At 64.6% G+C, this 14,544-nt stretch carries 10 protein-coding genes; 5 read left to right on the forward strand and 5 right to left on the reverse strand.

The window, feature by feature from the left end:
- Positions 1 to 85 precede the first annotated feature (85 nt).
- Complete coding sequence (locus tag HWX36_RS28345; RefSeq protein ID WP_175956761.1) at positions 86 to 307, forward strand: hypothetical protein; 222 nt, start codon at positions 86 to 88, stop codon at positions 305 to 307.
- A gap of 158 nt (positions 308 to 465) precedes the next feature.
- Here the strand turns inward: HWX36_RS28345 and HWX36_RS28350 are convergent, their stop codons facing one another.
- Positions 466 to 726, reverse strand: a complete 261-nt coding sequence (locus tag HWX36_RS28350) for a hypothetical protein (protein WP_175956763.1) — start codon at positions 724 to 726, stop codon at positions 466 to 468.
- A 76-nt stretch (positions 727 to 802) separates the two neighbouring features.
- On the opposite strand from HWX36_RS28350, the gene HWX36_RS28355 reads away from it, so the two are divergent.
- The 4 genes from HWX36_RS28355 (at position 803) to HWX36_RS28370 (ending at position 6,170) form a co-directional block, all read left to right on the forward strand.
- Complete coding sequence (locus HWX36_RS28355) at positions 803 to 1,387, forward strand: fimbrial protein (RefSeq protein ID WP_175956765.1); 585 nt, start codon at positions 803 to 805, stop codon at positions 1,385 to 1,387.
- Between the two features lie 114 nt (positions 1,388 to 1,501).
- A complete protein-coding gene (locus tag HWX36_RS28360) occupies positions 1,502 to 2,242 on the forward strand; it encodes a fimbria/pilus periplasmic chaperone (protein ID WP_175956767.1) in 741 nt (246 codons plus the stop codon).
- Positions 2,243 to 2,325: 83 nt separating this feature from the next.
- On the forward strand, positions 2,326 to 4,968 hold the full coding sequence (locus HWX36_RS28365; protein ID WP_175957004.1) for a fimbria/pilus outer membrane usher protein: 2,643 nt from the start codon (positions 2,326 to 2,328) through the stop codon (positions 4,966 to 4,968).
- Positions 4,969 to 5,063: 95 nt separating this feature from the next.
- A complete protein-coding gene (locus tag HWX36_RS28370; protein ID WP_175956769.1) occupies positions 5,064 to 6,170 on the forward strand; it encodes a fimbrial protein in 1,107 nt (368 codons plus the stop codon).
- Positions 6,171 to 6,644: 474 nt separating this feature from the next.
- Here the strand turns inward: HWX36_RS28370 and HWX36_RS28375 are convergent, their stop codons facing one another.
- The 4 genes from HWX36_RS28375 to HWX36_RS28390 all read right to left on the reverse strand — a co-directional run bounded on the left by HWX36_RS28375 (position 6,645) and on the right by HWX36_RS28390 (position 14,307).
- The gene (locus HWX36_RS28375; protein WP_175956771.1) at positions 6,645 to 9,731 is read right to left on the reverse strand and encodes a hybrid sensor histidine kinase/response regulator; all 3,087 of its coding nucleotides are present in this window, start codon (positions 9,729 to 9,731) and stop codon (positions 6,645 to 6,647) included.
- A 181-nt stretch (positions 9,732 to 9,912) separates the two neighbouring features.
- Entirely contained in the window at positions 9,913 to 10,584 is a 672-nt protein-coding gene (locus HWX36_RS28380) for a response regulator (protein WP_175956773.1), read from the reverse strand.
- A 313-nt stretch (positions 10,585 to 10,897) separates the two neighbouring features.
- Positions 10,898 to 11,095 (reverse strand): hypothetical protein, encoded by a 198-nt coding sequence (locus tag HWX36_RS37370; RefSeq protein ID WP_226243189.1) that lies wholly within the window; start codon positions 11,093 to 11,095, stop codon positions 10,898 to 10,900.
- 107 nt (positions 11,096 to 11,202) lie between these two features.
- Complete coding sequence (locus HWX36_RS28390; RefSeq protein ID WP_175956775.1) at positions 11,203 to 14,307, reverse strand: ATP-binding protein; 3,105 nt, start codon at positions 14,305 to 14,307, stop codon at positions 11,203 to 11,205.
- Positions 14,308 to 14,544: the final 237 nt, after the last annotated feature.

Genomic DNA, 14,544 nt, shown 5'->3' on the forward strand with positions numbered 1-14,544 from the left:
GCCATCGTTCGGCTGCGCTGCATCGACAGCAGTTCTTCCCGCTCGGCTTCGCTCAGATTCATTTTGCCCATGCACCATTAGATCAGTGCAATTTCATTGGTTCAATGGACTAGTCCTGTTCCCTGCATTCGGCGTGGCGCGCGCGCCGTGCCATTGCTCCACCTATCGCATCGCATTCCTCACCGTCTCCGCATGGCTGCTCGCGCTCGCGGGCTCGGCGATCGTCATGTTCGCGAGGCGCGGCGCGTTGCCCGGCCTGACGGTGAAGCGCCGCATCACGCGATCCGGAAAATCGGCCCCGACCTGATTCGCCGACTGAAGGCACAGGCCGCGCAGCCACTGGCCGCGCCCGCTGTCGCGGCACCGGATCGGGCGATACTCGAACGATCGATCGGCGGCCGCCGCCGGCGAATCCCCCGGGTCGCTGCACGCGGGCTGTACCGGGAATCCCCACGATGCGCCCCGTCAGCGGGCGCCGATGCGCGGCGCGCGCGGAACGGCCTCCGGATCGGCATTCGTCGAATACCCGTCGTCACGTCTTCCGATCCTCCGACCCGGCGCATCCTCGAAATTTAACATTTTATGCAGACCACCTAACAATTTTCGCCCAAAACGTCTTTTTAGTACTTGTACTAGATAAATGGACTCCGCTTTAGTCGTCGTCTCATTTCTCGCCGCACCTGATATCAGGAAAATACGTATCGAAATGCATACATCGAGATTCATCTCATGTCCCCCTCCCCGGAAAGGATCTCGTGTGCGTTTCCATCACCTTCTCAATCCACTGTTTGGAACTCAATCAATGAAAATCGCGAAAAGCACCTCCGCACTTTCCCTGTTCGTGGTCGCGGCCGGCCTCGCAGCAGCTTCGGCAGCGCATGCGTCGGACGGCCAGATCAATTTCACTGGCTCGGTCGTCGCTTCGACCTGCAAGATCAACCAGGGTGTCAACGATCTGACTGTCACGCTGCCGCGAGCAGCGACCAACCAGCTCACCGCGGAAGGCTCGACCGCGGGCCGTACCCCGTTCAAGCTCACGCTGACGGGCTGCACGACGGACAAGGAAGAGGGCGGTACGACGATTCCGGCGCCGGTCAACAAGGTGTCGGTGGCATTCGAGCCGGGCCCGAACGTGAACCTCGCGACTGGCCGTCTGAAGCTGACTGGCGATGATGCGGCGAAGAACGTCGAGATCGGCATCCTGAACGACAAGTACGAGCCGATCAAGGTCGGTGCCGAAAGCTCGGCGCAGAACTCGCAGATCGTCGATATCGACACGACGGCCGGCACCGCGACGCTGCAGTATTCGGCCCAGTACGTGGCAACCGGCGAAGCAACTGGCGGTTCGGCGAACTCGTTCGTCACCTACTCGCTGATCTATCCCTGAGCGCTCGGTTGATTGAGTGAGAGAGCCGGCCTCCAGGCGAGGTCGGCTCGCCGGAGCGAATATCAAGATTTTCTCCGGCATTTATTCGTACTACAGAACATTAGGAGGATGACGATGAAACTTTCGACTCCCTATCGCATGCTGGCGCTGCTGCTGACCGCCCTGTCCTGCATGAGCGCGCAGGCGAGCGTGACGCTTTCCGGCACACGCGTCGTATTTCCGGGCGCCGACAAGGAAGTCACGGTTCAACTGTCGAATGACGGCAAGTCGCCGGCCCTCGTCCAGGCGTGGATCGACACGGGTGACGAGCGTGCCGCACCGGACCAGATCGACGTGCCGTTCGTGATGACACCGACGATCTTCCGTCTCGAGGCCGGCAAAGGTCAGACCATCCGGATCATTCATTCGGGCGAAGCGCTGCCGGCCGACAAGGAGTCGCTGTTCTGGTTGAACGTGCTCGACGTGCCGCCGAAAGCGTCGACCGACGATGACAGAAATCGCCTGATGATCGCGTTTCGCACGCGCGTAAAGCTGATGTACCGGCCGCAAGGGCTGCCGGGAAATGCGACCGACGCACCGCGTCAGCTCACCTGGAAGATCGCGGCCGATTCCGATAACCGGCTGGTTCTGAAGGCAACCAATCCGACGCCATACGTCGTCAACCTCGGCGGCATCGCACTGCATGCGAACGGCAAGACGCTGGACGCCGGCGTGGGCTATGTGCGTCCCGGCGAAACCGCCTCGTTCCCGGTCAAGGGGCTGACGAATGCGGACGCAACGGGCGGCACGGTCGTGTACAGCAGCTTCGACGATTGGGGCGGCAACCGATCCAACCAGGCCGCCGTGTCCCGATGAGGTAACGCGCGCGCTGCCGATTCGGCCACGCCGCTCGATCCGAGGGGAACACTCAACCAAACACTGACGGGAAAGATCAAATGATGGAGAAGCGGCAACCGAGCATACAGGCGGAGACAGAACCGAAGCTAAAGCCGGTCTGCGCGCTGCTTCTCACGATCATAGCGGGTTGGCAGGCGCAGGCCCATGCGGCGGATGCCGACTCCGGGGTGCTGCAGGTCGCGCAAACGGAGTTCGCACAGGTCGAGTTCGAGGGCGGCTTCCTGAACAACGGTGGCGGCGCGATCGACGTGTCGCGCTATGAGCGTCGCAACGTCGTGCGGGCCGGCATGTACAAACCCGACGTCTACGTCGGCGGCGACTGGGTCGGCCGCATCGAATTGCAATTCAAGAGCGCGCCGAACACGGCCGATGCGCAGCCATGTTTCGACAAGGCGCAGTTCGAGCAGATCGGCGTCGATCTGTCGAAGCTGTCGCAGGACGTACGCGCGACGCTTGACGCGGACGGCGCATGCCTGCGTATCGGTCAGGCCATTCCGGAAGCGTCGGTCAGCTACGACTTCAACGAGCAGCGGCTGGACCTGAGCATCCCGCAGATCTCGATGCGGCGGCAGGCACGCGGCTACGTGAGCCCCGACCAGTGGAGCGAAGGCGTCCCGGTCGGCATGCTCGGCTACAACGCGAGCGTGTATCACTCGCGTACCAGTGGCCAGGGAGAGAGCACTCAGGGCTACGTCGGCATCGACGGCGGCATCAACGTCGGACGCTGGCACTTCCGTCATAACGGCTCGTTCAACTGGGACGATCGCGGCCGCAGGAAGTACGAGAGCGTGGCGACTTACCTGCAGCGCGATCTGACCGCGTGGTCGTCGCAGATGATCGTCGGCGACGCGTACACGTCCGGCGATCTGTTCGACTCGACGTCGTTCCGCGGCGTGCGTCTGTATACCGACGACCGCATGCTGCCTGAGTCGCAGCGCGGCTATGCGCCGGTCGTGCGCGGCGTCGCGAACACCCACGCGAAGGTCACGGTCACGCAGAACGGCGCGACGCTGTACGAGACAACCGTTGCGCCTGGCGCGTTCGTGATCGACGATCTGTATCCGACGGGTTACGGCGGCGACCTGAAAGTCAGCGTGACGGAGGCCGACGGCTCCGTGCATTCGTTTACCGTGCCGTACGCGGCGGTGCCGCTGTCGCTGCGTCCGGGCCAGAATCGTTACAGCTTCACGACGGGCGTCGTGCGCAACCTGCCGAACACCACGCCGTACTTCGCGCAGGCGACCTGGCAGCGTGGCGTCACGAACCTGTTGACCGGCTACGGCGGCGTGACGTTCGCGCAAGGCTACCTGTCCGCGATGGCCGGCGCGGTGCTGAACACGTCGTTGGGCGCGGTCGGCGTGGACGTCACGCATGCGACGACGTCGATCCCGGGCGAGCGCCGCTATTCGGGGCAGAGCTTCCGGATCAGCTACGCCAAGGCCGTCGCCGCGACCGGCACGAACATCGCGATCGCCGCGTATCGCTATTCGACGAACGGCTTCTTCGCGCTGAACGATGCGATGCTCGCGCGCGACCAGACGAAACTCGGCGCCGGATCGACCAGCGTGTCGCGGCAGCGCAACCGCGCGTCGCTGACGGTGAGCCAGTCGCTCGGCGCCCGCGGCGGCAGCCTGAACGCAACCGCGTCGGCGTCGACCTACTGGAACCGTAGCGGGTCGGACGTCAACTTCACGATCGGCTACAGCAACACGTTCCGCAACGTCGCGTACAGCGTGTCGGCGACACGCCAGCGCGACGCATGGGGCCAGTCGAGCACGATGTATTACGCCAACCTGTCGATTCCGCTCGGCAAGGCACGGCCGATGACGCTCGCGACCAGCCTCAGCCGGGACACGCGCGGCTCGACGCAAGCGCAAACGAGCCTGTCGGGCGCGCTCGGCGTCGACAACAACCTGTCGTACGGCGTGAACGTGAACCACGGCAATTCGTTGGGCACGTCGCAGACCAACGGCGGCGCGAGCATCCAGTACCGCGGCCCCATCGCCGAATTGAGCGGCAGCGTCAGCGCGGCGGCCGACTATCAGCAGTTTTCGGCTGGCGCGCGCGGCGCGATCGTCGCGCATCGCGGCGGCGTCACGCTGTCGCAACCGCTATCGGAAACCTTCGCGATCATCGAGGTGCCGAATGCCGAAGGCGCGCGCGTGACCAACACGTCGGGCGTGCGAATCGACCGGCGCGGCTATGCGGTCGTGCCGTACCTGACGCCGTTTTCGATGAACGACATCGGCATCGATCCCAAGGGGCTGTCGACCGATGTCGAATTGAAGGAAACGAGCCAACGCATCGCACCGTTGGCGGGTGCGGTGCCGATGCTGACGTTCAAGACGGCATACGGACGCTCCGCGGTCATCCGCGCGCGGCAGGCCGACGGTTCGTCGGTGCCGTTCGGCGCGACCGTGACCGATGCGAGCGGCAAGGACGTCGGCACGGTCGGCCAGGGCGGCAAGTTGCTCGCACGCGGGCTCGTGGATCAGGGTGAACTGAAGGTGCGGTGGGAAGCGGATCGCGGCAAGTCGGTGTGTGCGCTGTCGTATTCGCTGCCGGTGCGCAAGCGCGCCGCGACCTACCAGTCGCCCCAGATCCTCGAACTGCCGTGCGTGGCAAGCGAGGCCGCCAGCTACGCGCCGGCCGTGTCGAATCGCGTTGCGTCGGCGCATCGGTGATGTTGCGCAATATTCACTAAGGAAACGGTCGAACGTCGCAGTCGGCAAAGCCCGCGAAAGTTTCGAGATTGTTTTGGGTTTAACGGGACAAATTTATGAAATGGATGAATACGGCGAGAAATGCAAACCTGCGCGCGTCGAATCGCGCCGCGATACGAACGGCGATGCAATGCCTGGCGCTGTGCACGATTGCATTTTCTGAATTCGCGTTTTCTGCTTGTGGATTGAATAGCTATGACTTGGGGCTTCGCCCTAGGCTCCCCGCCACTGTCAGCGTGACCCAGGACGAAATTGCCTTGAGTCACCAATTCCCGAACTCGACCGTCGCGGGCGGATGGGTTGCATCTATCAGCGGTAATACTTTGGAATGTCAGTATGACGAATATGTCTTCACGCCGGTCGCACAGGTTATTCCGAATGTGACGTACAAAACGAGTAGCGGAAAGGTCGCTACCGTTTTCGAGACCGGCATACCCGGGATCGGCTTTGTCGTCGAAGTACAGGATAGCCTGGCCGGCAGCCCCGCCCCAATGCCGATTATAGACGGCGAACTCTCGATGCCACTTGGTGCCGTAAGGGAAAAAGGCTCGATTACGGCAACGGTGACGCTCGTCTCGGCCGGCGGGCTCACGACGGGAACCTGGACAGTCAAGTCGGTGCCGCTTTTCAACTTCAGGCTGAAGTATCGAGGCGCATTTCTTCCGGGAAATGCTCGATCGGCACCATTGCTCCCGACGAGCATACAGGTGACGGCACGGGCATGCAAAGTCACATCGGGCGCGACCAATTCGGTCACGTTGCCAACCCTGGTCGCCGCAAGTCTCAAGGCGCCCGGCGACGTCGCGTCTGCCCGATCGGCGCCGTTCTCGATCGGCCTGAACTGCGATGCGAACGTCAATGTTCACGCAACATTGACCGATGCGACGAATCCCGCCAATACGGGCAACGCCCTGAGCCTTGCTCCCAGTTCGACGGCGGCGGGCGTCGGGATTCAAATCCTCAAAAAGGGTGAGAGCACCCCGTTGAGCTTCGGGCCGGATTCGTCCGGCAAGGGAAATACGAATCAGTGGTTGGTCGGCAAGTCCTCTGCCGCCAACACCAAGATTTCGGTGCCGTTCGAGGCCAGATACGTCAAGGTCGCGGAAAAGATCAAGGCAGGCTCCGTGAGTGCGCTCAGCACGATCACGTTTTCGTATCAGTAGTCGTGCCTTCATTCGGGCCGGGCCGGTGCAAGCGGTCGATTGCTTGCGCGATGATAGCTTGAACGCCGGACCGGACACGCTTGACGTCGCCCCTTGTCGTTCATCGACCACTCCGCGCCGGCTCAGGCGTCGGCGATACCCCGGCGCGCCCTGCGTGCTGGGATATCGCCGATACGCGGGTTCGCCGCAGCCCGCGCACTCGGAGTACGCCCCGCCGGAACAAGACGGCGATTGCCCGTTATCCCGGGGGAGAAACGATGCGTGTTTCCAATGCGTCGATGATCGATCAGGACGACAAGCCTTTCCGTCGAACACTGCCACACACCTCAGCATTTCTCGCGCCTATCGCGGGAATTCCGCCGTGCTTGAACGGGTAGGAACACGTCTACCTCTGCGCGGCGAGCATCGCGCTGCTCAGACAGCAATGCCCGGTACGGCGGCCGCCAGCCCCGAAGCAACGATCAATGCTCCGGATTATTTTTCCGCCTCGCCCGAACCCGGCCCGTCATCGGTCGACAGCCGTCCGAGTGCCAGCCGAACAGCATCCTCGACCGAATGCCAGATGCGCGTCAACGCTGCCGGGCCGCCTTCCTGCATCGCGTGTTCGGCGCGCGCGCACGCGTCGCGCGCATCGACATCGCCCGCCAGCGCAAAACCGCCGCGCATCGAATGCAGTTCGATACGCAGCGTATCGGCGTCGCCGCTCGCAAGCGCGTCGCCGATCGCCGCGAGTGAATGCAGCGTTGCCTCGTGCAGCCGATGCCGCACCTCTTCGGTCATCGCAGGCGCGACAGGCATTCGCTCGCGCGCCGCCGTGGGCGACGTCGCATCGCGTCCCGCATGCCGCCGCAACGCAGCGTCGAGTGTCTCGATCGACAGCGGCTTGAGCACGACTTCCACCGCGCCGGCCTGTTCGCAGCGCCGTCGATCCTCGTCGGTCGCGTGTGCCGTCATCGCGATCACGGGCACCCGCGCGCCCTGCTCGCGCAGGAAGTTCGCGAGCGCGAAGCCGTCAAGTTCCGGCATGCCGAGGTCGGTCAGCACGACATCGTACGGTCGCTCGAAGAAGGCGCGCATCGCCTCGATGCCGTTGGAGACGATCGTCGCGTCGTAGCCCAACGCGTCGAGTTGGTCCCGCAGCAATGCCCGGCTTGCCGGATGATCCTCGGCGACGAGCACTTTCAGCGGTTCTTCGTCGTCGGCCTCGGCGAAAGCCTCCGCGCCTGCTTCGGCGTCCGCCTCCACGTCGTATCCGCGCGCGGCATCCGCGAACGTCCCGGGTTCCGGCGCATCGTCTCGCCAGCCGGACGGCGCTTCGGGCAACGGCAACGCCGCCACGAAAACCGTGCCTTCGCCAAGACGGCTGTCGACCTTCAACGCGCCGCCCATCAGCGTCACGATGCGCTTGCACAGCGGCAGCCCGAGCCCCGTGCCGCCGAAGCGCCGGTAGATCGACGCATCGGCCTGGACATAGACGTCGAACAGCGTCGGCAGGCTGTCTTCGGGAATGCCGATGCCCGTATCGCCGATCGCGATTTCGACGCCACGGCCGGCCGGGCTCGCCTTTGCAAGCCGCACATCGATCGTCACGCCGCCGCGCTTCGTAAACTTGATCGCATTGCTGACGAGGTTCGAGACCAGTTGCCGCAGCCGGGTCGAATCGCCCACGTATCCGTCGGCAAGATCCGGGGCAATACGGCACGTCAGCGCAAGGTTTTTCGCATCGGCGAGCGGGCGGAAGATCGCAGCCACGTCGTTCACGACTCGACGCAGGTCGAACGGGATGCTTTCCAGCGCCATCTGGTTCGACTCGGCCTTCGACAGGTCGAGCACGTCGTTGATCACGCGCAGCAGCGCATCGGACGACGACATGATCGTCCCCAGCCGGCGCCGCAGCGGCGCCGCCATCTGCGCGCGCTCCATCAGTTCCAGGTTGCCGATGATCGCGTTGAGCGGCGTGCGGATCTCGTGGCTCATCGTCGCGAGGAAGGTCGACTTCGCCTTGTTCGCGAACTCGGCGGCCTCGCGCGCCTCGCGCAGCTTCTCCTCCGCCTGCTTGCGGGCCGTGATGTCGAGCAGCGTGCACAGCAGCACGTCGATCCCGCGGTACCGGGTGCGCACGATGTGCGCGTCGAGATAGACGGTGCCGTGCCCCGCGCGCTCGACGGCCAGCTCCCGCGTCACGCGCGTACGCGCATGGCCGGCAAGCGCGCCGTCCCGGTACGCGCGCCACAAGCGCTTGCCGAGCGGCTCGCCCGACACGTCCTGCTCGTAAGCAATCAGCGCGTCGTTGCGCATGATCGTTTCGCCGTCGGCGAACGACAGCAACACAAGCCCGGCCGGCGCCGTGCGGATCAGCGTCCGGTTGAGCGCCTCGCTTTCGATCAGGCGAATCGCCCGCCGATTCGCCGGACGCAGTGCGCGCCGGTCGAACGTCACGATTGCGATCCACAGCAGCGCGATCGCGAAGAGCGCGGGTGCGACGGTCAGGCTCGCGCGCAACGCTACATCATTCAAAACGGCACGCCACGAGATGGTCGCCATCACCACGTCGTCCGATCTCGGCACCCTGTCGCTGACGACGAAGTTCATGCCGACGCGATGTGCGGCCGCCCGCTCGCCATCGTCGTGGCGCGCATGCTCGAGCGCGCGCGCCACCATCGTGCTGTCGGGTTGCCGGCCGAGCAGGAGATGTCCGCCGGAGTCGACGAGTGCATATTCCGTGCCGGCGCCCGGCGAGCGCAGTATCCCCTCGATCAGCGGCGGGCTGTTGATGACGAACCAGACGACCGGCCTGCCGTTCGCCCCAAGCACCCATTGCACCATCCGCAGCACGAAGCGTCCGAGCACCGGATCGAATCGCCGCTCGAGCGTGATCGTGTTTTGACGAGCGACGGGCGCCATCGACACGGATGTATCGTTCGTCATCGGCCGTAATTGCGCGACGAGTGCCTTGACATCGAAACCGCCTGGCAACGCAAGCGCTCGTTTCACCAACGGATGCCCTGCCGTCACGATGAACTCGCCATTCGGATCGATCAGATAGGAAGAACCGCCCGGATCGGCCGGTTGTGCCGGCGGCAGGACGCCCGTGATCTCGACCGGCTCGAGATAGCGCGCGAGATAAGGCAAGTGACTGTTCGCTGATGCGACCGGCGGGATGTCGGCGAATGCCGCGATCGCGAACCGCCCGTTCCGCCCGACGAACGTCTGCTTGCCGTGCTTGCCGGCGAGCACCCCGGGCAGGCTTCGCGGATTTTCAACGACGCTGGCCCATTGCAGCTCCATGTCCTCGACATAGCGATTGCGCAGCGCCCTCATGATCTCCACCTCGGCAACGAGTTCGGCCCGGCGCCCCGTGAACTCGACCCGGAAGCGCTCGAGGGACTCCTGCACGTCGAGCAGCAGCACGAGCGTCGCGCACGCCAGAATGAACGCCGAGATCGCCGCGCCGCTGGCATACAGCAGGAACTGCTGCTGCCGCCGGACGCGCCCCGGCTCGAATGGCTTGCGACTGGCAACGGCGGGGTACGAAACAAGTCTCTTGAGCTTTGCGGGCATGTCGTATCGATCTCGTTGCTCGTGGCCGGGCATGCCGCGTCATTTGCCGATGCCGGCGCATCGCCTCCCTGTAAGACAGGGCAGTCACGTGGCGTGGCGTGCCGCCACCCACACGTAGGGCCTCACTTCGACGGCTTCCGCGCTGAAGCCGATCCAGAGCGGCAACCGGCTCGCGCGCGCGTCACGTCGACGACGACGCATCGCCGTCAGGCGCGCCGGAGAGGTTCTGCTCGTCGTTATAGCGGATCAGATCCGCATCGCGGACGATCCCGAGTTTCTTCATCGCGCTCGACTTCTGCGAACTGATGGTTTGCTTGCTGCGATGGAGCTGCGCGGCGATCTCCCCCACCGTGTAGCCCGCGCCGAACAAGCGGACGACCTCGATCTCGCGCGTGGTCAGTGCACGAGTGGCGGGCTCGGATTCGATGTCATGCAGGAGTTGCTTGATATACGGCGACATGTAGTTCGCACCGACGTATGCGGCATGCACGGCGCCGATCAGGTGCGAGATCGCATCGGACTTGCTGAGGATGCAACTCACGCCCTGCTTGTGGATCGCGCGCAGCACGCTCGGATTGTCGATCATCGTGATCGTCACGATATGCAGCGCGGGATAGCGGCGCTGCAGGAACGACAGCAGCACGAGCCCGTCGCCGTACTTGCCGCCCGGCATCACGTAGTCGAGCACGAGCACGTCGCTCTGCTGCGCGTCGAGCGCCGCGACCAGGTCCGTCGAGTTCGAAACGGTGCCCACGAGCTTGATCGTGCTGTTGCCCTGCAATGCCTGCGAGATACCGAGCGCGGACGCCGGATGATCGTCGGCTACCATCACGCGTACAAAGAATTCGTCCATGTTCCTGTTTCCCCGAGGCTTTCAGTCACGCATCCGGTCCCCGCCGCGACGGGGAGCATGCTCGCGCCATCGTGTCGATGGCTGGCCATATTCGGCGCACCGGACAAATAGTGCCTCAATTTTAAGATAAATCCCGGTTTGCCCTTCGATCGACGCGTGGCCGTACGGCGGACGATGCGCCGGCGCTCGCCGTGCGCACGACGCGTCCGCACGGCCGCACCGTGCAGATTGTCCGAAGATCACGACGGCTCGGAGCCGTTACGGGATGCCGGTCGCGCTCTCACGCAGCTCGGCTGGGCCGTTACACGGCGCGCTATCGGTGGCTCGAATCGCCGGGCAGGTCATGCGTATTGTCATCCACCCTGTTTTTCCACTCGGTCAGGGTGCGGCGCCGCTGAACCGGCGACATGAGCAGAAACTCGTTCATCATCGTCAGGAATTCCCGACGAGACTTCTCAGAAAGTGCGGCGAAATCGAGCAACAGTGCGAATATCTTCCCTACATGACGCACGATGTTCCCCTCCAGTATTGATTTGAAATCTGCCGCGCAACGTGAACGTGCGTCGGCACCCTGCCTTTGTTATGTTGGATACGCGTTGACGCGTACGATGCTGTCGGTTACTTGTCATGCAAAGCTGTTTCATGATTGGTTGGTCTCGATGTGCACATGGCCGCGCACGGCTCCTTCGCCGAAGTCGCGTTACGGCGCTGCCACGCATGCGCAAGCGCGCCGCGCAGGTGGCCGAGCGTCACGGGTTTCGTCAATACGCGCCGGACACCGGCTGTCGTGCAGCGGTGCATGCCCTCGGGCGTCAAATGCGACGTCACGACCAGCACGTCGCACGCGGGATCGACGCCACGTGCCGCTTCCGCCAGTTGCTGCGCGCGCATGTCGGGCAGGTCGTCGCCGATCAGCAGCACGTCCCAGTCGTCGCTGGCCAGCGATTCGAGTGCCGCGCGCCCCGATCCGACCTCGGTTGCCGCGCAGCCGAGCGCGTACAGTTGCTCGCTGAAAATCGAGTCGTTGATGGTTTCGTCGTCTGCGACGAGCACGCGCAATGTGCGACTGCCGTGCGCGGCCGTGTCGCGCGATGCGGTGACCGTTGCCGAATCGCGAGCATGCGAATCGCCACGCCGCGGGTCGTCGCCCGATACGGCATCGATCCCGCTTTCATCGCCCATCTGGCCGCCGAGCGCCAGCGCGGCGCGCAAGCCGCCGAGCGAATAACTCGATACGCGTACCGTGTCGCCCGCGCGATACGGTTCGAGCGGGCCATCGGGTGTCGCGAGTATCAGCGGCGCGCAATCGCTCAGGCTGTTCAGATCCGCTCGCGACCACGTGTCGGAATCGCCGAACAGCACGACCGCGCCGCGTCGTGCCATGCCGGCCGGCAGACTCGACGGGCTGTCGTACACGCTGACGTCGAATCCCCATGCCTGTAGATGCGGCAACGCAAAATCGCGCCACCCGGGATGCGCGGCGATCAGCGCCAGCGCGTGGGCGTGTGCCGCGCGCGGCCGGTCGAGCGCGACGACGTCCATGCCGAGCGGCAGAAGCACGCTGAACCGGCTGCCGACGCCCGGCTTGCTCTCCACCGCGATGCGGCCGCCCATCGCCGCGACGAGCCGGTCGCACAGCGCAAGCCCGAGCCCCGTGCCGCCGTAACGTCGTGTGATCGATGTATCGACCTGCGAAAATGCATTGAACAGCTTGCGTCGATGTTCGTCGGCGATGCCGATGCCGGTGTCCTCGACCTCGACCGACAGCTCCGGTGCGTCGTGCCTGTCGGCAACGACCGCGACGCGCACGGTCACGCGGCCGACGTCGGTAAACTTGAGCGCGTTGCCCAGCAGGTTGCGGAGCACTTGCGCGAACCGGGTCGGATCGCCGCGCATCTGTTGCGTACTGCTCGCATGGATCTCGCAGAACAGCTGCACCCCCTTCGTCTTCGCGATCGTCGCGAACGCGTTCAGCTCGCGCTCGACCACCGCGCTCACGTCGAACGCGATCGATTCGACCGACATCGCGCCGGCCTCGATCTTCGAGAAATCGAGAATGTCGCTGACGAGCGCGAGCAGGCTCGTCGCCGACGTGCGCAGCGTGTGAACGCGGCCATGCTGGGTCGCGTCGAGCGCCGAGCGCTCGAGCAGTTCGAGGTTGCCGAGAATCACGTTCAGCGGCGTACGGATCTCATGGCTCATCGCCGCGAGGAACGACGATTTTGCCGCATTGGCCGAATCGGCCGCGCGCACGGCCTCTTCCAGCTGCTGCACGAGCTGCCGCTTGGCGGTCACGTCGGCAACCGCGACGATCAGGACGTCCGTGCCCTGATAGCGTGCGCCGCACGCAATGAATTCGAGGTGCAGCGGCGCAGCTTGCACGTCGCCCAGCAGCAGGCCGCCGTGCTGCTCGCCGCCTGCATCGCCGCGCGCCTGCCAGGCGTCGACCACCTGGCTCGACAGCGCGTGATAGTCGCCGCCGATCCGCCCGATCATGTCCGTCAGCGCGGGGCTCACGAGCATGCAACGCCCGTCGTCGCGCGCGATCAGCCCGAGCCCGATCGGCGCCATCTCGATCACGCTGCGGCATAGCGCTTCGCTGTCGAACACGCGTTGCGAGTGCGCGTAGAGCGGCACGAACTCCCGCCGATGAAAACGCAGCAGCAACCCCCACATGACCATGAGCGCGAGTAGCGTCGCGGCGCCGAGCGTACCGGCCGAGCGCGCGACGCCGGCCGCGATGTCGGTCCACGACAGCGCATAGGCGAGCGTCCAGCCCGTCGATTCGAGCTTGCCGTGAAACAGCAGGAAGCCGTCCCGGAACACCGGCGCGCTCGACAACGACGCGCCGCCCCGCGACGGCTTCAGCTTCAACAGGCTTTCCACGCGACCGGTTTCGCGCGCCGCGGGATCCATCGTGACGAGCCGGCCGTCGGCCGTCGTGATGTAGAACATGCCTTCGGGACGATAGTCGGCGAGCCAGGACAGCAGGTAATCCGGCGGATATTCGGTGACGAGCACCGCGAACGGCTTGCCGTTGTCGCGCGCCTCGGCCGCGAGCCGGATGCGCGGCTGCCCCGACACGGGATCGGTGAACGGCGCCAGCCAGCGCACGTGCGGGCGCGAGTCGGTGATGCCCGGATACGGGCGTTCGAAATCGACGCGCAGCGCGTCCAGCACGCGTGCGCGGCTTTCGGGCGACACCAGCGCCGGATCGTCTCGGTTTCGATGGGGTACCAGCGCGAACAAACCGGTGCGCGTGCTGTAGTGGTAGCCCTCGAGCGTGCGCCCGCGATTGATCGAACTGGCCGCGCAGATGCGTGCCAACAGCATCGACAGCGACAGATAGCGCGCGACTTCGGCCCGATCGCCGGTTTGCGCGGGCACCCCGATGACGAGCGACGGATGCGGACGGGTCGCAACGCGCTGGTCGTCGAGGAAGAATGTGTCGACGACCGCCGCCGGCGCGGCGCTGGCCTCCTGCCAGATCAGTTGCGCGTTCGCGACGCCGTTGCGGAACGAGGTTTCGCTCACCTGGATTTCGTTCAGCGTCTGCTCCAGGCCGTTCAGGTAGTTGCGCCGCTCCCCTTCGACATACCCCGAGACGATCGACGCCATCCCGAGACCGCAAGCGATCAGGACAAGGATGGTGACGACGATGCCGCCGCCGAACACCGAAATGCTCTGGTAACGACGAAGGGATTGAAGCGGGCTCTGCGACATGGCGCGCGGCGGCGATCGCGAACGCGACCGGAACGACATCGTTCCGACATCCGTGACCGCCTCGGAAAACACCTGGAAAGAAGGGGGATTCCGATCATGCCAAAGGCCTGCGGGGGTGTCCGCCTCGTACGAACCATTTCGTACACGTCAAATCGAACGGCCTCGCAATTTCGGACTTGAACGATATTTGATGCAGGAAATATGAGCCGTTTGTTTCGCATTGCGCTGACAGCGCGT

Source organism: Burkholderia sp. BCC0405, assembly GCF_902833075.1.
Taxonomy (GTDB): Bacteria; Pseudomonadota; Gammaproteobacteria; order Burkholderiales; family Burkholderiaceae; genus Burkholderia.

What these genes read in the sequence shown, in the direction of transcription:
- HWX36_RS28350 (WP_175956763.1), bottom strand. Translation starts at nt 726, where the DNA reads ATGAATCTCGATGTATGCATTTCGATACGTATTTTCCTGATATCAGGT.
- HWX36_RS28355 (WP_175956765.1), top strand. Translation starts at nt 803, where the DNA reads ATGAAAATCGCGAAAAGCACCTCCGCACTTTCCCTGTTCGTGGTCGCG.
- HWX36_RS28360 (WP_175956767.1), top strand. Translation starts at nt 1,502, where the DNA reads ATGAAACTTTCGACTCCCTATCGCATGCTGGCGCTGCTGCTGACCGCC.
- HWX36_RS28365 (WP_175957004.1), top strand. Translation starts at nt 2,326, where the DNA reads ATGGAGAAGCGGCAACCGAGCATACAGGCGGAGACAGAACCGAAGCTA.
- HWX36_RS28370 (WP_175956769.1), top strand. Translation starts at nt 5,064, where the DNA reads ATGAAATGGATGAATACGGCGAGAAATGCAAACCTGCGCGCGTCGAAT.
- HWX36_RS28375 (WP_175956771.1), bottom strand. Translation starts at nt 9,731, where the DNA reads ATGCCCGCAAAGCTCAAGAGACTTGTTTCGTACCCCGCCGTTGCCAGT.
- HWX36_RS28380 (WP_175956773.1), bottom strand. Translation starts at nt 10,584, where the DNA reads ATGGACGAATTCTTTGTACGCGTGATGGTAGCCGACGATCATCCGGCG.
- HWX36_RS28390 (WP_175956775.1), bottom strand. Translation starts at nt 14,307, where the DNA reads ATGTCGCAGAGCCCGCTTCAATCCCTTCGTCGTTACCAGAGCATTTCG.